We start from the raw sequence: 19,541 nt of genomic DNA, 5'->3' as shown, positions 1-19,541 counted from the left end.
ATTTGCGACATACTTCTATCTCCCCAAAACCACCTGTTTAAGATTGATGAACTCGTAAAAAGTCATTTTGCGAGCGACATTGAGCAATTTTGGAGAAAGATTCAGGTCGAGCCTGGCGTTAAAAATTGCAAGCTGTTTGAGAGCGTTAGCCCGAGTTCTTGCAATTTAGCCAGGTGAAAGCTGAATCCCAAAATTGGTCATAGAGAGAGCAAAATTAGACTTTTTACGAGTTCATCAAGATTATGTTCCTACAAACGGTCTGATGACAAAGTAAATACCAAGCAGGCCGATCATTACTCCGGCGCCCTTGCGAAACCAGGTTCCAGCTCCATGCCAGGCGCTGTTTTCCATCAACCTCCTCACCGCCGCCGTTGAACTGCCTGCAACCACAATCGGCAGGCAATGCCCCAGGGCAAAAAGCAGGATAAAAAGTATTCCTGTCGCGACTTTCTGCTGGACAGTAATTATAGCCAGAATCGGCGCAATGAACCCGAATGTGCATGAGCCGGAGAGCACTCCATAGGCGAGTCCAAGCATGAACGCACCGAACACCCCCCTGAAATTAAGTCGGTATAGCAGACTGCCTGACATGGAACATTTTTCCACGCCGAGCATGCCCAGAGCCACCCAGACCAGAATGCCCCCGATTAAAATTTGCCAGTAATTGCCTACATCGCCCAACATGCGCCCCAGCAGGGCGCAGATAATTCCGATCAGCGCGATAGTGATAAAAAGGCCTGTAGTAAACGATGCCGAATACACGGCGGCCTGTCTGGGATCGACCGCCCGTTCCTGTCCTCCCACATAAGCAACAATCAATGGAATCGATGCCATATGGCACGGGCTGAATGCCACGCTGATCATGCCCCATAAAAAACAACCTAATGCCGCAATGGTTGTGCCGCTCGCGATCCACTCATTAACGGTCAAAAAAAACGTTTCCAGCATTAACTTTTCCTTTTAACTAATACCCATTTTCTTGAACTGTTCCAGGATCAACTTTTTGCTCATGAATCCCTGATGCCGGTGAACCTCTTTGCCGTTTGAATCAAAAAAGATTAGAGTGGGGATCAGTTGTATTTTCTGCTCACTTGCAAGACTGTTATATTTGTAAACATCGATTACAAGGACTTCAGCCTTTCCTGAATACTCCTTTTTGACTTCATGAAGTATAGGTCTCATCTGGCGACATGGGATACATGAATTCGACCCAAAATCGACCATGACAGGCTTGCCGCTCTTCAGGGCATTTAAAAAATCCTCCTCTGTATTTGAGTCAGGCGGTTTGACCGCGAGCTTTTTCAAATGCTTCTCGTTGATATCAATCCTGGCGCTATTACGGAGATCTCCGACGAACCGTTCCAACTGTTTTTGTTGTTTTTCCCGCCCGATTATTTGTTCGATCATCGGAGCTATCTGTTCCAGCGACTTTCCTTCCATTCGATCCTTGTAGATTTCATAGAACTCCTCAATTTCTTCCTGGCTGACAGCAGGGGCGGAAGAAAATCTTTTCTCCAGAAACTCTTTGATCACCGACTCTTCAGATGATACAGAGCCTTCCTGTCCTTTGTTTTCCCTGGCCGGTAATATACCCTGTTTTTCAGCCTCCTGCAGGATGAGAGTTCTCACAATCATTCCTTCAAGGAATTCGGCTGGTTCTTCCTTGATCATTTCCCTGGCCTGTTCTTCCACGTTCCCTATTTCATGATTAAAGTCGCTGACCGTGATTTTCTCCCCATTCACCATAGCAAGGACCTGTGCGCTACCTCTTCCTGGATAGAACAGGTAAAAAAGGGAAGCTCCTGCGAGTGCAACGATTAAAATTGCTCCAATAATACCGGTTTTTCGCTTCATTTCTCCTCCGTGTAGTACGTTGGGTTCTGATAGTTTATTCCAGAATCCAGGTCTTGATTTCTTCTTTTTTCGGGATCTTTCCCACGCTTTTTACTTTGCCGTTAACCACCACCGCCGGTGTTCCGAACACCCCGTAACCGGCAATTTTCATGATATCGGTGATCTTTTCGATTTGCGCTTCCACTCCGGCTTCCGCCACCGCTTCCTTAACAACCTTTTCCGTCTGTTGACACTTAGGACATCCAGGTCCCAATATTTTTATATCCATCCCTTACCGCTCCTTTCTATATTTTTTCTTGAATTTCCTTGAGCCATGCAACAAGTTTGCTCGCGCTGGGCACACTGCCCACGCACTTGACCTCGCTGTTGATGAGCAAAGCAGGGGTGCCCATCACGCCGTATTTTCCGATTTCCTTGATATCTGTAACATGTTCAATGTTTGCTGCAAGGTTCATCTCTGTCATCACTTTTTTAAGCTTACTTTCCAGCATATCGCACCGGGTACATCCAGGCCCCAGGATCTTGATCTCAAGACCTTCTGAAAGCTCCTCTTCATAAGGTCTGCCTAAAAATTTATTAAATTCCCGTAAAAAGGCCCTGCCGTATTCTTGCTGGATATGGTCCGGGATGTAATTTTTTTCGGCAACTTGTTTGAGGAGTTCAGCCTGGATTTCCTCTTCCGGTTTTTCGGCAAAATCCTTTGCCACATCTTCTAAGGTATTTTGCAGACCCATAATGCCGATAAAGTGTTTGCCGACCTTGATTTGCCTGACATCGTTTTGCGGCATAGCTTAAAACCTCTGTTACCCGGCAATCATGCCGAACAGCATCCCTGCGATTGTGGATAAGATTATGATAATAGAGCAAAAAACCGTCATCTTTTTTACGCCCATCACGCTTCCGATCACCAGCATGTTCGGCAAAGACAGCGCAGGCCCGGCCAGCAGCAAAGCCAAGGCCGGCCCCTTTCCCATTCCTGCGCCAAGAAGCCCCTGAAGAATCGGAACCTCTGTAAGGGTGGCAAAATACATCAAAGCTCCGGCAACCGAGGCAAATAGATTTGCCCAAATTGAATTTCCGCCGAGAAGCGTCTGGATATAGTGTTCGGGGATGAGCGCGGAATGTCCGGGGCGGCCTAACATAAAACCGGCTACAAGAACTCCGCCCGCAAGAAGTGGAAAAATCTGTTTCATAAATCCCCAGGTCGATTCAACCCAGCTTTTGCGTTCATCTCGAGTAAACCACGCTTTCAGCATCCAGACCACTGCAATCAAGAGGGCGACGGTGATATACCATTTGGCGGCAAAGATCGCGGGCCACAGGCCTGTTGAGCCTTCAACAGGCCGCGCAAACGCCGCAAAAATCAGGATCAGCACCATGGTAATAATATATAATGTATCTTGCAGGAGAGTCCGTCCTTTGCCTTCCTCATCCGGCAAATAGATTTGCCCTTTGGTTCGCGCTGCATCATCCTTGCGAAAAATCACAGCCATGAGCAAACCGGTGATAACCGCAAAAACCACTGCGCCGATTGCCCGTGCCAGACCTAACTGCCAGCCTAATATTTTTGCTGTAAGGGTAATTGCCAATACATTTATTGCAGGACCGGAATAAAGAAAGGCTGTGGCAGGGCCGATCCCCGCGCCTCGTGAATAAATACCCGCAAACAGCGGCAAAACAGTACACGAACAAACAGCCAGAACTGTTCCGGAAACAGAGGCAACAGAATAAGACAGAATCTTGTTTGCCTGGGGACCAAAGTATTTAAGAACCGAAGCCTGGGAAACAAATACCGCGATAGCGCCCGCGATAAAAAACGCGGGAATTAAACATGCCAGAACATGCTCCCTGGCATATTCCTGAAGCATCATGAAGGCTTCAATGCCTGATTGGCGAATTATGGCGTGGTTCCATGGGATGTAGTAAATTACCAGAAAAATTAAAACTATCCATATTAATTTTGTGCGTTCTTTCATTGTATTTATTTTCTCTTCAATAGCCGTATGCACATGTTATTATAATGGTGAAGCAAAAATATCACCCACACAACTCTTTGCGATTTAAGAAAGGGATTTTTTCAACCAGACCGGCAATTTCCGGATCATCATCCAGCCAGTGTTTCAGGTTTCCCAAAAGAATGGCCGTATATGGTGTGCGGCTGCCGTCTGAGAGGTGATAATTAACCCACAGGCCGTCTTTTTGCGAACAAACAAGGCCGGCCTTTTCCAGTATTTTCAAGTGCTTGGAAACAGAGGGTTGGGGCAGGGCCAACGCAGCCTTAATCTCGCAGACACACATGCTTTTATGATAAAGCATCTTTATGATTTTAACCCTGTTTTTATCGGAAAGGGCTTTCATGATTATAATAAAATCTTTCACGCTAAACTCCTTGTATATTCTTTTTTAAGAATATAGTTCCGGGTAGTTCAGGTGTCAAGTTGATTTTTATAGTTTGCGAGGTTTGGAGTGTGTAGAACCTGTTTTGTTAGCTGCAGGGGTTTTTAGAAAATATCAATGCTCTCTTTTGGACAGCTTAGCCGGACTTCCTCTCCCAGGTACAGATGAAGACTCTTAAAAACATCCTTGGGAATTAAAACGCTTAGGGGTATTCCCACGTCCACCAATGCCCGCACCCAGCTCTGCTCGTCGGTGAGCTGTATAAGGGTTCCTTTAAAGGTGTTGTTCGTGAAGGGGGCGCTTTTCTTCTGGCTGAGCCTCATTGCTTTAGGGTCAATGGATATTCGAATCAAGCCCGTTTTTTGAGAAGATACACGCAACTTCAGGCCGCTGTGTAATACACAGTATTTATATCCGTTAGAATCGACCTCAATGTGGCCGCTAAAGATATTTTCGTAAACAGATTGAGCGATCTTTCCTTCAAATAGAAATATGGTCTCATCCGCCAACCTTGAGGCTTGAATCATATTGTGAGTTGTAAAAATCACTGAAATACCTTTTTTCTGATTAATCTCTTTGATTATACGCTCGATATTAATCTGATTTTCCACATCCACGCTTGCCGTAGGTTCATCCATAAGAATAACCTCCGGCGAGCAGGCAAGGGCCTGCGCAATTGCAACCCGATGGGTTTCGCCGCCGGATAGATTATGAGCGCTTGCCTGCTCGAACATTTCCATTCCCACAATTTTCAGGAGCTCTTTAACAACTTTCATTCGCTCTGCCCTGGGCGTTTCGCGTAGCTTCAGCGGATATTCCACATTCTTAAAGACTGTTGTTGTAAACAGGATCGGTTGCTGCTGGATGAGGACGACCTTGCGGCGCAGGTCAATCAGTTTGCCGTTGGTGAAATTTACCCTTTCTTTTTCAAACCATATATCACCTGAGTCAGGCCTGGTTAGAAAGGCCATGATCTCCAAAAGTGTGGTTTTTCCTGCTCCGTTGGGGCCCAAAAGACCAAGGACTTTGTTTTTTTCAAGCTTGAGGGTTTCCAGATTCAAAACCGTTCTTTGATCATAGGTCTTCTTCAAGTTCTTTAATTCATAGAGCACGGCATTACACCCTGGCTTTCCCCTGAAAGTAATTAAAAAAAACATTCATTCCAAAACTCACCATAAGGAGCACGATTCCAAGTGCGACGCTCAGGACAAACTCTCCCTTGTCATATTCCAGAGCCATTGCCGTGGTTATAGTTCGCGTGAAACCTTTGGCATTTCCACCAAGCATCATACTGATTCCCACCTCGGCAATGACCCTGCCGAAAGCAACAATAATCGAAGCCACGATTCCAAAGCGGGCTTCACGAATAATTGCTACGGCAGTTTGGAAGAGGTTGGCTCCAAGAGTCAGGGCGGTCTTGCGATACCGATCGTCGATCCGGTTGATGGCGGTAATGGTAAAGGTGGTGACAATAGGAATAATAAGAATTACCTGGCCGATAATTATCGCTTTCTGAGTATAAAGAAGGTCGAATGCCCCGAAGATTCCCCTCCTGGAGATAAAGGCATAAACAAAAAGACCGATTACCACCGTGGGCATGGCCAGCAAAGTGTTGAGCACGGTAATAACCAGACGTTTTCCGCGAAACGATCTGAAAGCGATTAAAAACCCGGCTGGAATCCCTGCAACACTCGCAATAATCGTCGATATGGCGCTTACCTTCAAAGAGACCTGAACAATCACCAGCAGTTCGGGGTCCATCGACCAGATGAGCAGCAAGGCTGACAAAAAGCTATCAATAAGAAAATCCATAAAATTATTATTTACCAATCGTGATGAACTCGTAAAAAGTCATTTTGCGAGCGACATTGAGCAATTTTGGAGAAAGATTCAGGTTGAGCATGGCGTTAAAAATTGCAAGCTGTTTGAGGGCGTTAGCCCGAGTTCTTGCAATTTAGCCAGGTGAAACCTGAATCCCAAAATTGGTCACGAAGAGAGCAAAATTAGACTTTTTACGAGTTCATCAATCGTGATGAATTTGTTTTTTTACGAACCGTGTTAAGTGTTATTTGGCATCTTCGACTGCATCTGGAAAAAAGGCCTGTCGCCCCTCTATCTTGTAATTAGCTATTATAGCCTGGACTTTTGGCGACACCAGCCATTTAGCAAGGGTATCAGCCAGCTCAAACTTCACGTGGGGATATTTTTTTGGATTAATCGGGATAATCCCGTAAGGATTAAAAAGCCCTGGATCACCTTCGCAGAGGATCTCAAGGTCAAGGCCCTGCTTCCGACCATACTTATATTTTAAGTAAGTCCCACGGTCAACGAGGATGTATGACTGCTTTTCCTCGGCATATGTCAGGCTTTTTCCCATGCCCTGTCCTATTGAAAGATACCATTGTCCAAGCCCTTCAGGGTGCTGAAAGGAGACGCTTCGTTTCCCCCCCTTGTTTATGATTTCGGTGGTCTCTGTTTTAAGGGATAATCCGGTGGCCTGCCATAGCGCCTGTTCTTTGGTGTGTGTACCGCTGTCATCCCCACGGGATACAAAGCGGGATTTTGTATTCGCAATTGCTTTCAGCGCTATCTCTGCTTTGACCATACCTTTAATTTTTGCCGGGTCTGCAACAGGGCCGGCAATCACAAAGTCGTTATGCATTACCGCTAATCTATATGCACCGTAGCCGTCTTTGACGAACCTTTCTTCCCTGCTTTTTGCATGCACAAAGACGATATCCACATTTCCGTCCATTCCGTCTCTTATTGCAGCTCCCGTACCCTTTGCAATAACCTTAACCTGTATGCCAATATCCTTTTCTAATTGAGGCAACAATACATCCAATAGTCCGGAATTCTGTGTGCTGGTTGTTGTTGACATCTTCAGTATTTTATCAGCCCCCATGGTTGTACCGGGAACTATACATATCATGAAAACCACGGTTAAAATCCACATTACACTTTTTTTCATTCTACTTTCCTCCTGTTAAGTTTCCTGTTGGAAAATCACTTTACCGCTCATGCTTACATCATAACCGTCAAACATTTTAGTTAGATCATAACGCTACCAGCGAACAGGAACAAATTCAAGCTCAAGGATAGAGGCAACCGGCTTGATGAAGAATCGGTTCTATATCCTGAAAAAATTTGTCCCAGTCTGGAGGGCAGTCATTATGAGCGCAGTCGTATGTAAGCAGTGTTCCTTGCTTGGCTGCTTTATAGAGGGTAAGTCCGTGCTTGTATGGGATAAGCTCGTCCTTTTTTCCGTGAATTATCAGTACCGGCCCGTTGTATGAACCGACAACAGAAAGATTGTCAAATGGATCAGGCGCAATAAAACCGGGAACAAAGTATTTTGAGGCCATTGACTTGATACTGATAAATGTTGACTTAAGGATAAGCATTGCCGAAGGCCGTTGCTCTGCCAGGGTGCATACGGCGCCGCCGCCGATTGAGTGTCCAAAAAGGATGATTTTTGAAGAATCGACATCCTTGCGTTTAATCAGCATGTCATAGGCTGCAACAAATGTTTTGGAAATGCTGCGTTGAGAAGGGGATCCTTCTGATCTTCCATAGCCCGGGTATTCGACAAGCAGCACACCGATGCCGAGCCGAGTAAAGCCTTTTAGTGTTTCCGGCCACATGTCGATTATTTCAGCATTTCCATGAGCGAAAATAACCGCGGGTGAAGGCCGGTTGGTTTCAGGTGGCAGAAACCATGTTTCTATTTTTCCGCCGGCCGTATCTATCCAGATCTTCTCCATCCCCGGAATACTATACTCCGCGTCTGACGAAGCCATTACGATTTGATGACGTGGAAACAAAATTTGTCTCTGCATCAGCAAAAGAAGACAGCAATAAGCAACATATATAAAGAAAAGCCATAAAAGAATTTTAATTGCTATATTCATTTTTTCATCCCAAAAGGTTCGATCCCTTCACGGAACCTTGTTACCATATTTCATTCGCTGTGACTTCGTAGATCATCTTGTCTTCCGAGCCGAAGTGTTTGCACAGAGTATCGAAGATCTCAGAGCCATGCGTGATAAAATAGCAGCTTTCAAAAACCTTGGAGTTCACCATCCCCTCAGATATCAGGTGGTTGAGCCAGTCCTGAAGTGGCTTGTAAAATTCTCCTACAAATATTTGCGGCTTGTAGTGCCCAATGCCAAGCTTCTTCTTCACGAAAGTTATGGCATTTTCAAGGTTGGTCCCCACTCCGCCTTTAAAATAGATGTCTGCCTCAGTGGCTTCAGATAAGATTTCCTGTCTTTCCAGCAAATCATTTCGAGCCAGATACGCCGCAAAATCCACATGGGGATAAATTTCTACCCCAGGGATCTTCCAGTACACGGCCCCGGATAGCATACCCAGAGAAGCCGTGCTTTCGGATACAAAGGACATGACACTTCCTGTATTGCCACCTGTGAGAATGCCGCAAATGCCGCCGTGGAAGTCCTTGAAGGACTTGATGCTGTCTACAATTTCTTTTTGTGTGTCGGCATCTACTTTCCCTGCTGTTCCATAAAACGCGGCAAGCTTTCTTGAGCTGAAGGCCTCGTTAAATGAGGGTATCACAGAAGACCTCATAAAGAATTTCTTGTACAAGACCAGATCCCCCTGTAAAGGGTTCTTCCAGTAAATCTCCACACCCATGTCCTGAAGCTTATTCATAAAGGCAAGGTCGTCTGACTTGAAAAAATATTCCTCCTCCGGGGCCCTCATAAAGGTCAGATTCCTGATGAGGCCAAGGTCAGCGGCTACAATCAGATAAGATGCAAGGAGTCGGTTAGGGAAGTCCTGGACTACCAGCGAGGTATAAGGCCATAGCTCATGTAAGAGTAGGTCGCACCTATTTTTTAGCTCAATGAATTTTTGCTCTCCAGCGTCACTGATGGCTGCGATGGTGTTTTCATCCACAGTACGCTCTTTGTAAAGTCTCTCCAAAAATGAGGATTGCAGGTCGATATAGAACTTTTTTTTCACACTGCGTTTTACTGAAGCTGGTTTATAGACTTCTATGTGGACCTTCTCCTTTACGATGTCCTTTTCTCCTCCCACGAGTTCAAGATATATGATCCCGTTGGTGTATTTACTCCCTACCCTGGCATCTGTGTGTTCAGGATCGAGAATATAAATCTCGTTTTGCTGTGTAAAAAGGCTGGTATGCGATATTACCCCGCTTCCCGCCGGCACTATGACCTGGTCCACTTTTTGCTCAGGCTGAGCAAAATAGAAATCTTCACGGGGAATCATTTTACCTACGGCAGCCTTCAGATAATTGGGCGTCAGGACAATGGGATTGGGCAGATGGATAAAGGGCATAATCGGTACGACCAGAATGCCTTCCTCCAGCACCATGGTTCCCTTGGGAACAATGATGGTGCGGTTTGAAATGAGATTGATCAATTCCTCGGCAGAGTATTTGAGTTCAGGGTTTTTCAAATAAATCTTGCCGATTTCAAGACCGGTTTTTATTAACTGGTCAATAGTAAGGCCTGCGGAATATTCTGGAATATAGAACCAGAATCTGGCTTCATAGGATATCTTGTTTCCTTTGAGTTCAAAAGGACTGAGTTTTTCCTGATTGATGCCGAGTCTTGCCTTTGTGCTATGCAAGTCTGTTGTCAGGCAATCTTTGTTGCGCAGGAAATACTGCATCTGTTCGTCGTCGAGGTGTACTGAGGCCAGTGCAACAACCTCAGAAGCATCTGCACGAATAATCTTCTCAATCTTACAGTCAGGGCTTTCATTCAGGGACACGGCATAACCTCCAAAATTTGAAAGATGAACGTCCAACATCGAACATTGAACGTCGAATAATGATGCGCAATTCTCACACACAAGTCTCACAACATTTATCTTCATTTGAGAGACAAACGGAATAAGATCTTCTCAGGAGGAAGCCGAACGTAAAGCTGAGTGGCTGGTTAGCCGATGTATTCGGTTTGAAGTCCTGCGTTCTTGGCCGCTTCAAATTGTCTGCTGTCAGAGGTGACAAATAGATCTGCCTGCCACTCCAAAGCACAAGCAACATGTATAGCATCCATTGCTCGCAATACATTTTTTTCCAGCAGATTGAGTGAACGTGAAATCACCGCTGGAGTGACCTGAAGAACAGTAGCGTCACGGACATCATCCAGTAATTGCCGCTTTGCCTTCCGATAGTCCATAACTGTTAAAACTTGTTCTCGCTGTCGCCGGTTAAGCGCAGAAATGATTTCAGGTACTAAAATAATACAGAGAGCTAACTCCGATGCATGCTGCAACAAACTGTCCATTTCTTCGCTACCATCTTCTTGGACATACCTTTTGGCAAGGGATGATGAATCAACAGAGAGTCTCATCAGGTAGTTTCACGCTCTTCAATGATAGCAGAGGATAGATCGCTTCCTGAAATTTGCAAACGGATACCCGGTTGCTTCCATGAAGGTATCCTGAATTTATCGGAAAACGGAATAACTTCGGCCACAGGCTTCCCGCGACGTATAAGAACAATCGTTTCACCATGTTCCACCTCAGTTATGAAACCTGATGCCCTTTTACGAAAATCGGTAAATGAAATAGTTTTCATTGTAATGCCTCCTTATGTGTACATCTAAATGTACATCAGAAAGCGCTCTTTGTCAAGATGATATTGACTTAGCTTTAAGTGCTTTTCGTAATTCTTCAGGTGGCACTTCCTCTATGACTATAGGCTTCAAGAGAGACTTATTTTTACCTGTTGATAGTGGGCTTAATATCATAAAAAGTGGCCTAACGCTCTTGGGATCTGAACCAACAATTTCACTGATTTTACCAATTCGATATCCAACGTAACTTGCTTCAGAGATTGATAAGTTTTGGTTCTCATTTGCCTTCCATTCAGCCCCGAGTTTAGCTTTTACAATTCTTTCAATTTCACCCCCTGATTTAATCACAATCTTAGCCCCATTTTCATCAATTAATTCATATTCGACAATGGTAGCTTGCAACAAGGCTAACACAACGTAATTTCCAGAAAAATTTTTATTAGGTCTTTTTTCCTTTATTTTTGTGTATAGCTCCCGCTCAAATCTATCCTCAGAAATTATATATTGATACACACCACCGATTTTAACTTTAAACTTCTTAACATTAAATGCGCTCAACTCGCTTTTGGCATAACCAATAACGTCGGCTTCAGCCTTCAACTCAAACTTACTATCTCCTGATACCGTTGGAAGAGTCACCCTACCCCTTAAAGATTTCATAAACTCTTCATTTTGATCTTTAGTAAATATATCACGCATTAAAAGAACAGGAGTTCTATGCAAATCAATTGTTCGATAAATATCTCCTATATGCTGAATTTCCGGTATAGGCGTAATTGGCACATATTTGTTATCTTTGATTAATCTAGTAAATGGATCAGCACACCCAGATGTGAGAACCAAAACTATCAATCCTATAAATAATGACATTTTTTTCATCATTTTTTTCTCCCATCTTTGGAAGTTAAAGAATTAACAATTGGGGTCGGGCCACAGTAACCAACTATAATAACTGCAAAAGAAGCCCCAAATAGCCCCTATAATCGTCTTAAATGGCTCTTTTTGGCCCCCCAAAATGCCCTTTTAAGGCCTTATTTGACGCAAAATTTAAACGTTTTATATATTATATCAAGATGTTCCTGCGGCCCGACCCCCATTCTCTGAACTTCCCATAGCCCCCACAAGTTTAAAAGTTGAGAACGTCCCGTAAGTCTCTCCCAAATTCAACCCCGTCCCTTTATGGTGTCATGCGCCGATCATATCTTTGCAGCGAGATAGAGCGGATAGTTCTGAATAACCTGGTTCCTGATCCTGCTCAGCGGTTTTCCGGATATCTTGACGGCCCTTTTCGGTGAATACTTCAAGATATACTGCCGCAGGCTTTTTGCATGTGTTCGGGTCCCTGATTTAACCTCTACCGGTACAAGGGCATCGTCAACAACCCTTATGAACTCAATTTCAGAAGTCCCCTCCGTCCATGAGTACAGCCTTGAAACACCTGAAGCAGCAAATTCCTGGGCAACGAAATTCTCTGCGAGATACCCTTTTGCAATGCCGTAATCTTGTGAATGGATGAGGCTAACCGGTAGATCCAGCATACACCCGAGGAGACCAATATCAAATAAAAACAGCTTGAACACATTTTCTCTGCAAAAGGATTCCAGGGGTATCTCAGCCCTTTTACATACCTTAACTTTTAGAATTAGCCCGGACTTTTCCAGCCAGGCAATGGGACCCTGCAGTTCCGCATAACCTTTTTTCCTGAGGATTACCTCTTTAAATCTGTATTTTTTGACTGACCCGTCAATATTTGCGGAAAGCTGCACAGGTACATTCTCGAATACAGACACAATATGTATCGAATTGATCTTGCCTGAATGCTTCGCAAAGTCGTTATTGTAGCTCTCAATCAGCTTTTCCTGAACATCCCTTGCCCTTTTCATTGCTTCAAAAGGATCATCCCTGTTATAAGTCAAATAGGTTGAAACAACCTGCGGCATTCCGCCTGTGACATAATATTCCCGCAACCGATTCCACAACCTCTGATGGGCTATTTCCGAGAAGGAATCAACCTTGTCTGAATCCTGGTACAACTCCAATGAGACCTCATCATTCAATGCCATGAGAAATTCTTCAAAATTCAACGGGTATAGTTTCAGGAAATCGACCTTACCCACAGGGAAAGATCCTGAAGACAACTTAACCCCGATCAGTGAACCGGCGCAGCAAAGCGCAAGTTGAGGCATCTTTTCGCAAAAATATTTTAAGGATGTCAGGGCTCCGGGGCATTCCTGGATTTCATCAAATATGACAAGATCTTTGGCAATATCAATCCTTTTGCCGGAATAGATGGATAACTCAGTTAGTATTCTTTCCGGGTTCAAATCGGCTTCAAATGCCGTTGATAGCTTTTTATCCTTCTCAAAATTGAAGGTATGGCAATCGGAAAACTCGTTTTCCCCGAAGGCTTGAAGAATATAGCTTTTTCCAACCTGACGCGTTCCTTTCAGAATGAGGGGAGAGCGTGCGGCAGCATCTTTCCATTCAAGTAGCTTTGCATAGATTGTCCGCTTCATAAGAGCATTATATGGGGACATTTATTTTTGTCAACGAGTTTTTCGCAAATTACAGATATATTCATACTACTTTTTCGTATATTTCCGACTTTTTTATACCATGTCGCAATACTATTTAGCCAGCTCGTAGTTCGATTGTCGAGCAACCGGTGTAAAAGCATCATTTTTACTGAATGAAGAGAGTATTAAGTCCAAACTGTTCTTAGTCCCCCACGCAGGAGCGAGGGAACGAGGAAACAGTTTACCCTGCAAGAGTCCAATTCTGGTCTTCTTTGGCCTCAGCAAGATCGCGCACTCGCTCAATGTCGGTTTCGATGTGCATGATCCCTTTCGTGCAGAACCTATTCTTGAAGAACGATTTCAAATTTACTTATTTATGGATATCCCTAAGTTCCCTAAATATGTTGTGAGTTAAAAACAAAGGCATGAGAAACTTATAATCTGAAGAACGTCCCATAGGCTCCCCGATGTGGGTGCAGATCCACTCACCGTTGTCCAATTTGCCGCCGAACATGGTAAGGATGGCGACCCGTCGACCGTGGTTGACGACTTTAACTTCCAGATAGGGAGGTCCAAACTCGGGGTCCATATTGTACAGTTTGCTGACCGCCTTGATCCTGACTCTGTCAAGGAGTCCGAAGTACACAGAAGTTGAGAAGCTAAGGACTGATATGGCAAGGGGTGCGAGAGCGACATAATTTGACATTGTCATGAGTTATTCATCCTGCTGCATCCAACGAGACTGTCGAAAAAGTACAAAAGTAGCTAATTTATCCATTTCGCATGTAATAAAATCAACTACTTACAAACCTTAAAACCGCGGGTTTAGGGTTTTTCGACAGACTCAACGTTTGCATCACCTATGTAGACCTGAAAAGATATTATCCTTACCCGATTGGACTTTTATTCTTTCTTCGTATGTAGAAATTAGAAAGCTTGAAATTGAGCCTGCAAGATTGATTGCCAAATCGGCGTGCCTTGGTTCAGGAGAAACAGCTTTTTTACCTTTTCCGTGCGCATCACCATATGCATTTCGTAATGATGCAAAACCAGAAATTACTGAACTGCATCCAGACAATATCTGTTTGAAGATATGCTCGTTATGTTGTGCTGGGCTTAGACTCATCTTTGACGCAACAATTTTATATAGCTTTGGTAAATCTTCACGATTAGTGTAGGATTCGCCCATCTGGTCTAAAATGAATTTGCATGTACTTTCAACCAAAGACCTTGCTGCAGTAATGGCACCTTCAGGGTCCGAGTTTCTTCTTTCGTGAATCCTTCGCCAAGCTTCAGATACAGTATTTGAGTTACAAGTTGAGAGAATTCTGTTTACAGAAACTCCAATTGGTTCCGATCCGCCCTTTTTTACATGATCCAAGAGCGGTACCAAACCATCCCAAATAAATTCCCTTCTGCCTTGATAAGTGGAAGAGGTTTTTTTCATAAGACTCCAAAACTGACTTCCATAGCGGCAATCATATACCCAACTGGGAATGTAAGAGGTTATAGATTGCTCGGAGATCAAATTCATTCTAGAGGCTTCATATTCTTTGTAGTCAACATTTTTGCCTGTCGCAAGACCGATGCACTTTTCTTGGAAATCTTCTATTTCTTGAACTATGTTATTTTTCAATTTTTATGTCCAACAAGTATAAGCTGTTGACCCCATTTTTCTAATTAAACTCGTAACATAACGTCCCCTATATCCCCTGATATAAACAGGATTCGAATTTATTTTGTACAAGAGTCAGATTTTTTATTTCACATTCCCAGATTACTATCACCTTCCAGCCAAGCCTTTCAAGTTCATCCCTGTTTTTTTGGTCACGTTTGATATTACCCTTGAATTTTGCTTTCCAAAACTCTTGGCGTGATTTTGGAGTATAAGCATACTCGCAACCGTCATGGCGATGCCAGAAACATCCATGAACAAAAATAACAGTTTTGAATTTAGGCAGAACAATATCAGGTTTCCCTGGTAAGTCTTTTCTGTGAATTCTAAACCGATAGCCTGACTTGTGAAGCAGAGAACGAACAGCTTTTTCAGGTTTTGTATCTTTTGAACGAATCCTGCCCATATTCCAACTGCGCTTTTCCAGTGTCAATGTGTCCATTACACCAGATTCTCAATACCAGTCTGTTGAATTTTTATGAAATCAACAAAACTTTCAAGGGTTAATAAAGACTCACGCCATTCCTTTGAAAATGAAAACAGGTGAGGCTTTGGAATGACAAGCGCAACATTATTATCTTTCATTTCCTGGAGTTGATGACCAGAAACCCCTTGCTGAAGAGTAAACAGATGTTTTGGTGATATCCGGTCTGCTTCATTCAAAATCTGTCGCCATCTGTCTTTGCAGCAAGTTTTGGATGCCAGCATATGCAATTTCAAGTCTGGGAATTCTGGAGCATGATATGCTTTACCCGACGGGAAAAGAAAATCTGGTTTTTTGCGATTTTCAGTTATAACCTGAGTTTCAAATAAAATTTCCATGTCAGCAAAAATAGATTCAAGATTCAGTTCCAGTGAAGTTCCAGTTCTTGACTTACGCCGGTTTGAAACAGAATGAGCAAGCTTGATAAATTCATCAACAGTTGAGAATCCATTTTGAATATGTGGCAGAACTTCTGACTGTTCAATTTGTTCAAAAATCTGAAATTCGAGTTCACGTCTTTTCAGCAGAAGCTCGTCAACTGATTTTTTCCATGAACTGTATGGAATCAATTCCAATACAAGACTAAAAAGTTCACGCCCGGATGGAAACACTTTGAACCATTCCGGCGGAAGTTCAAGCCTTTTTTTCTCTTCAACAACAGGAACATACTGCTTCATACAGAAACGCCCCGGTTCAACTTCTTGCCCGAGCCAGCTTTCAATAATATTTTCTTCTTCAAGAGAAGAAGCTACCCATGCCACAGCCTGCAGTGTTCCGTTGAAGCGATTAAGAGCAAAAACACATATACTTCCAGTATTTTCTACATCCTGAACAGGAGAAGAACCGCCGCCCCAGCGTGTAAGACGAAATTCATCATACTTCTTTTTGAGGCCTTTTTCTGGGAAAAACTTTGAATTGTAATAAATTGCTCTAAGATTTTTTACACAGAGTTCTTGGGCAGGGAAATAACATTCTTTAATGAATGTATCCGGGTTGTATTTTTCAACAGTACATATTTCAGGAATTACTGTTTCAAAAAAAATACGAGGAAGATAAAGGCCTGCCTGATGTCCACCAGTCAATCCGGTATCATTTCCAGACATTCGTTTTGCAATCCAGAAAAAATTATTATAATCAATTTCTTCAAGAAATCTTGTGAGTGACAATCTTTTAAATGTTCCTTTGATATTCATGAGTGTTTCCTGATAGTTTCAGCCATCTGAACAGCACAGTCAGAAACCGCTGGGACAACTACACTGTTACCCAGTTGTCTGTATGTCTGTGTTCTGGAAACAGGAAAAATAAATTTTTCAGGATCATATCCCTGAAGTTGCATTGTTTCTTCAACTGTCAAGCGTCTTGGACGGTCTCCCTGTTGTTCAATGAGTACTTCAGCGCCATCTTTATGATAACGAGCTGAGATCGTTCGTGTAACTGTATTTTTTTTGATTGGCATGCCATGTAAACTATAACCAAATCCATTTCCCTTCTTTGCGTGATGTGCTTTATGTCGTTTCAGGGTATCCCAAGTGCCCGGACCGATTGTATAGCCTTCAACTTTCTTGGAAATGATTGTTTTTAATTCGGGATACGGATAATCATTTGAAGGTTTACCAGGTATCAGTATACCCTGTTTGCTAACTGGAATCTGCTTTGGATCATAGCCAACAATGAATATTCTTTCTCTGTGCTGCGGAACCCAGTTGGCACCATCTACAATTTCCCAATCGATTACATATCCAAGTTGGTTTTCAAGTGAATGCCTGATAGTTTCAAAAGTTTTTCCTTTATCATGTGAAAGAAGATTTTTCACATTTTCCAGCATGAACGCCTTTGGCCGTTTTATTCTCAGTATTTCTTTAATTTCAAAGAAGAGTGTCCCCTGAGTTTCATCTTCAAAACCATGTTTTTTTCCAAGAGAATTTTTTTTAGAAACTCCCGCAAGTGAAAAAGGCTGACAGGGAAAGCCTGCACAAAGGACATCGTGATCCGGAATTTCACTTTTGATTATTTTTCGGATATCGCCATAAGGGTGCTCCCCAAAATTTGCTTCATATGTTTTTTTAGCGTATTTATCCCATTCACTGGAAAAGACACACTTTCCTCCGGCATTCTGAAAAGCCAGCCTGAAACCACCGATACCTGCAAACAGGTCAATAAAAGTAAAGTCCCATCTTTCAGGAGGAGGGTAAGGCAAGCCATTAAAAAGAAAATTCAATTGAGCCTGATAAGGTTTAACGTCTTCACAAACGCTTAGTTTATTAGAAATACCATGATGAATATTTTTATTGACAAATGCATAGCTTTCATTGCGCATTGAATTTGTAAAATAGGGGAATTTTAATGCAGGAAACTGAATCCAGTGGCTAACGGCAGCGTCCAATTCTTCAAGTTCGTGTACTTTAAACCACGGTTGATTTTTCAAATGCCCTGCTAATTGCTCGTGAAAATCATGTATTTTCATTGAAACACCTGTTGTTTATTTAAATAAATCGAATGTTGTTCCATCCACTCGTCAATCCTGTTTCTGTCGAACCGCCATTGATTACCTATTTTGGATGCAGGAATTTCACCGTTTTGAGCCATCTGATAGAGTTTTGTTCGACTCATCTTAAGGTAGGCAGCCAACTCTTCCACAGTCATCCATTTATCATTTTTGTTCATATATTTCTCATTAAAAAATATTATTATTTGAGAAGGAATGATAATGCTTGATAATTCAAAAGACAAGATATTTCCAGCAAAAGGCTCAAGGGAATGGGGGCGGGCCACGCTATCCATCTGATATTTATGGGTTAACCTCCCAAACATAAGTGTTTTTAGCTCTTAAAACGCTATTTTTAATTGCAACCATCGGCGTCGATCTCTGGCAAATTTTAGCAAAAATTCTTTACAAAAATACCCTTTTAAGGCCTTATATGGCGCTACATTTAAATGATTTGTTCACAATATCAATATGTTCCTATGGCCCGACCCCCAAGGCTTTTTGCGGCTGGATTAGCGACGTTAGGCTTTCCTTATCAGTTTTCTGAATCGACATCACTCACTTTCATAAAGAAGGCCGCAGGATATCTATCTCGAAATCTGCGTCTTTTTGCAGTTGATGTCGCCAACGTTGTGGCACCCACGGCTACAGCTGCGGCTGCCAAGAACTCAGCATGACCAGCTGCTATCAACGGCCCTGCTGCGAGAAACTCCGCGCTAAGCGCAGCTCCCACGATTTTTATTAAGTCTTGATCGATTTTCTTCCACTCGCCTTCCGCTTCTTGGACCTTCTCTTGTAACTCTTCTGCCAACAGATATGCGTTTGTTTCATCAAAAGGGTTCTCAGTACAGGCGTCCTTCCACACTCTCCGCAAAAATAGTCTAAGGGATCGGAGCCGTCCCTCCATTCTCAGGGTTAAAGCGTGATCAAGACGCAATCCATCTAAATACCTAAGATTTGCATTCTGAATTGCTTTTGAAAACGGTGCCCAAACTTTGTTTTCAACATTGTTGGAATCGCGATCTATTTCAATTTCACGCCATCTTACTGGTAAGTCCGTCACTAAATACGACCCTGTAATGCTCGCGGTCAGCTGAGCGATGTCGTAGCTGGAACCGGTCGTCATTATGTGCAATTGTCCGGATTTTGAGTCAGGACCTACCGGTTCAAGGAAATCTGGATCTCGTTCTCTCTCCCTATTAATATATTTCAAAAAAGCTTCTGCGGAATATCCCTCCTTTCCCAAATCAAGTTCATCGAAAAGCCTTTTGATGTAAAAATCTGGGGCACCCAAAAGGAGGTTTTGGTAGGATAGCTTATCTCTATGCCGGGCCTCAAGCTCTTTCACCGAGTCCTCAAGAGCCTTTTTTAGCTCTTCATTTTCTTCGAACTTCTTTTGTTGACGTTTTAAGGATTCTGATCTGGTCAAGTAAAAATGGACACCTGGTTAAGCTGCTTTTGCCAATGTAAAATTCTTTTCAAAATCATTAGGATTCTTGTATCCCAGATAAGAATGCAGACGGTTACTGTTATAAAACATCTCGATGTACCGAATCAC

22 protein-coding genes are annotated in these 19,541 nt (G+C 43.1%); all 22 read right to left on the bottom strand.

What is annotated here, in order from left to right:
* Positions 1–240: 240 nt before the first annotated feature.
* The 22 genes from VMW78_05035 to VMW78_04930 all read right to left on the bottom strand — a co-directional run bounded on the left by VMW78_05035 (position 241) and on the right by VMW78_04930 (position 19,412).
* Entirely contained in the window at positions 241–948 is a 708-nt protein-coding gene (locus VMW78_05035) for a cytochrome c biogenesis protein CcdA (protein ID HUV50368.1), read from the bottom strand.
* Between the two features lie 12 nt (positions 949–960).
* The gene (locus tag VMW78_05030; protein HUV50367.1) at positions 961–1,854 is read right to left on the bottom strand and encodes a thioredoxin domain-containing protein; all 894 of its coding nucleotides are present in this window, start codon (positions 1,852–1,854) and stop codon (positions 961–963) included.
* Positions 1,855–1,888: 34 nt separating this feature from the next.
* Positions 1,889–2,122 carry a thioredoxin family protein gene (locus VMW78_05025; protein HUV50366.1) on the bottom strand — a complete coding sequence of 78 codons (234 nt, stop codon included), beginning with the start codon at positions 2,120–2,122 and terminating at the stop codon, positions 1,889–1,891.
* Between the two features lie 16 nt (positions 2,123–2,138).
* Complete coding sequence (locus VMW78_05020; protein HUV50365.1) at positions 2,139–2,642, bottom strand: thioredoxin family protein; 504 nt, start codon at positions 2,640–2,642, stop codon at positions 2,139–2,141.
* A 15-nt stretch (positions 2,643–2,657) separates the two neighbouring features.
* A complete protein-coding gene (locus VMW78_05015; GenBank protein ID HUV50364.1) occupies positions 2,658–3,830 on the bottom strand; it encodes a permease in 1,173 nt (390 codons plus the stop codon).
* Positions 3,831–3,891: 61 nt separating this feature from the next.
* Positions 3,892–4,233, bottom strand: a complete 342-nt coding sequence (locus tag VMW78_05010; protein ID HUV50363.1) for a metalloregulator ArsR/SmtB family transcription factor — start codon at positions 4,231–4,233, stop codon at positions 3,892–3,894.
* Between the two features lie 122 nt (positions 4,234–4,355).
* Positions 4,356–5,408, bottom strand: a complete 1,053-nt coding sequence (locus VMW78_05005; GenBank protein ID HUV50362.1) for an ATP-binding cassette domain-containing protein — start codon at positions 5,406–5,408, stop codon at positions 4,356–4,358.
* A complete protein-coding gene (locus VMW78_05000; GenBank protein ID HUV50361.1) occupies positions 5,368–6,063 on the bottom strand; it encodes an ABC transporter permease in 696 nt (231 codons plus the stop codon). Before VMW78_05000 ends, VMW78_05005 begins: the two co-directional genes overlap by 41 nt.
* A gap of 253 nt (positions 6,064–6,316) precedes the next feature.
* Positions 6,317–7,222: a substrate-binding domain-containing protein gene (locus VMW78_04995; protein HUV50360.1), complete on the bottom strand. Its 906-nt coding sequence runs from the start codon at positions 7,220–7,222 to the stop codon at positions 6,317–6,319.
* 121 nt (positions 7,223–7,343) lie between these two features.
* Positions 7,344–8,162 (bottom strand): alpha/beta hydrolase, encoded by an 819-nt coding sequence (locus VMW78_04990; GenBank protein HUV50359.1) that lies wholly within the window; start codon positions 8,160–8,162, stop codon positions 7,344–7,346.
* A 40-nt stretch (positions 8,163–8,202) separates the two neighbouring features.
* The gene (locus tag VMW78_04985) at positions 8,203–10,014 is read right to left on the bottom strand and encodes an LOG family protein (GenBank protein HUV50358.1); all 1,812 of its coding nucleotides are present in this window, start codon (positions 10,012–10,014) and stop codon (positions 8,203–8,205) included.
* Positions 10,015–10,181: 167 nt separating this feature from the next.
* Positions 10,182–10,598, bottom strand: coding sequence for a type II toxin-antitoxin system VapC family toxin (locus VMW78_04980; GenBank protein ID HUV50357.1), 417 nt, complete (start codon positions 10,596–10,598; stop codon positions 10,182–10,184).
* Positions 10,598–10,825: a type II toxin-antitoxin system Phd/YefM family antitoxin gene (locus VMW78_04975; protein ID HUV50356.1), complete on the bottom strand. Its 228-nt coding sequence runs from the start codon at positions 10,823–10,825 to the stop codon at positions 10,598–10,600. Before VMW78_04975 ends, VMW78_04980 begins: the two co-directional genes overlap by 1 nt.
* 52 nt (positions 10,826–10,877) lie before the next feature.
* Positions 10,878–11,705 carry a hypothetical protein gene (locus VMW78_04970; protein ID HUV50355.1) on the bottom strand — a complete coding sequence of 276 codons (828 nt, stop codon included), beginning with the start codon at positions 11,703–11,705 and terminating at the stop codon, positions 10,878–10,880.
* Between the two features lie 314 nt (positions 11,706–12,019).
* Positions 12,020–13,360, bottom strand: a complete 1,341-nt coding sequence (locus VMW78_04965; GenBank protein HUV50354.1) for an AAA family ATPase — start codon at positions 13,358–13,360, stop codon at positions 12,020–12,022.
* Positions 13,361–13,709: 349 nt separating this feature from the next.
* Positions 13,710–14,051 (bottom strand): hypothetical protein, encoded by a 342-nt coding sequence (locus tag VMW78_04960; GenBank protein HUV50353.1) that lies wholly within the window; start codon positions 14,049–14,051, stop codon positions 13,710–13,712.
* Positions 14,052–14,195: 144 nt separating this feature from the next.
* A complete protein-coding gene (locus VMW78_04955; GenBank protein HUV50352.1) occupies positions 14,196–14,975 on the bottom strand; it encodes an abortive infection family protein in 780 nt (259 codons plus the stop codon).
* 67 nt (positions 14,976–15,042) lie between these two features.
* A complete protein-coding gene (locus tag VMW78_04950; protein ID HUV50351.1) occupies positions 15,043–15,456 on the bottom strand; it encodes a very short patch repair endonuclease in 414 nt (137 codons plus the stop codon).
* The gene (locus VMW78_04945; GenBank protein ID HUV50350.1) at positions 15,456–16,691 is read right to left on the bottom strand and encodes a type II restriction endonuclease; all 1,236 of its coding nucleotides are present in this window, start codon (positions 16,689–16,691) and stop codon (positions 15,456–15,458) included. The genes VMW78_04950 and VMW78_04945 overlap by 1 nt, the downstream gene beginning before the upstream one ends.
* Positions 16,688–17,962 (bottom strand): DNA (cytosine-5-)-methyltransferase, encoded by a 1,275-nt coding sequence (gene dcm / locus VMW78_04940; protein HUV50349.1) that lies wholly within the window; start codon positions 17,960–17,962, stop codon positions 16,688–16,690. The genes VMW78_04945 and dcm overlap by 4 nt, the downstream gene beginning before the upstream one ends.
* Positions 17,959–18,162, bottom strand: coding sequence for a helix-turn-helix domain-containing protein (locus VMW78_04935; GenBank protein HUV50348.1), 204 nt, complete (start codon positions 18,160–18,162; stop codon positions 17,959–17,961). The genes dcm and VMW78_04935 overlap by 4 nt, the downstream gene beginning before the upstream one ends.
* A 356-nt stretch (positions 18,163–18,518) precedes the next feature.
* Positions 18,519–19,412: a hypothetical protein gene (locus VMW78_04930; protein ID HUV50347.1), complete on the bottom strand. Its 894-nt coding sequence runs from the start codon at positions 19,410–19,412 to the stop codon at positions 18,519–18,521.
* Between the last annotated feature and the right edge of the window lie 129 nt (positions 19,413–19,541).

Source organism: Anaerolineae bacterium (genome assembly GCA_035529315.1).
Taxonomy (GTDB): Bacteria; Desulfobacterota; Desulfobacteria; order Desulfobacterales; family ETH-SRB1; genus Desulfaltia.
Note: the sequence above shows the minus strand (reverse complement) of the source record. Positions and strands in the feature narration are given on the sequence as shown.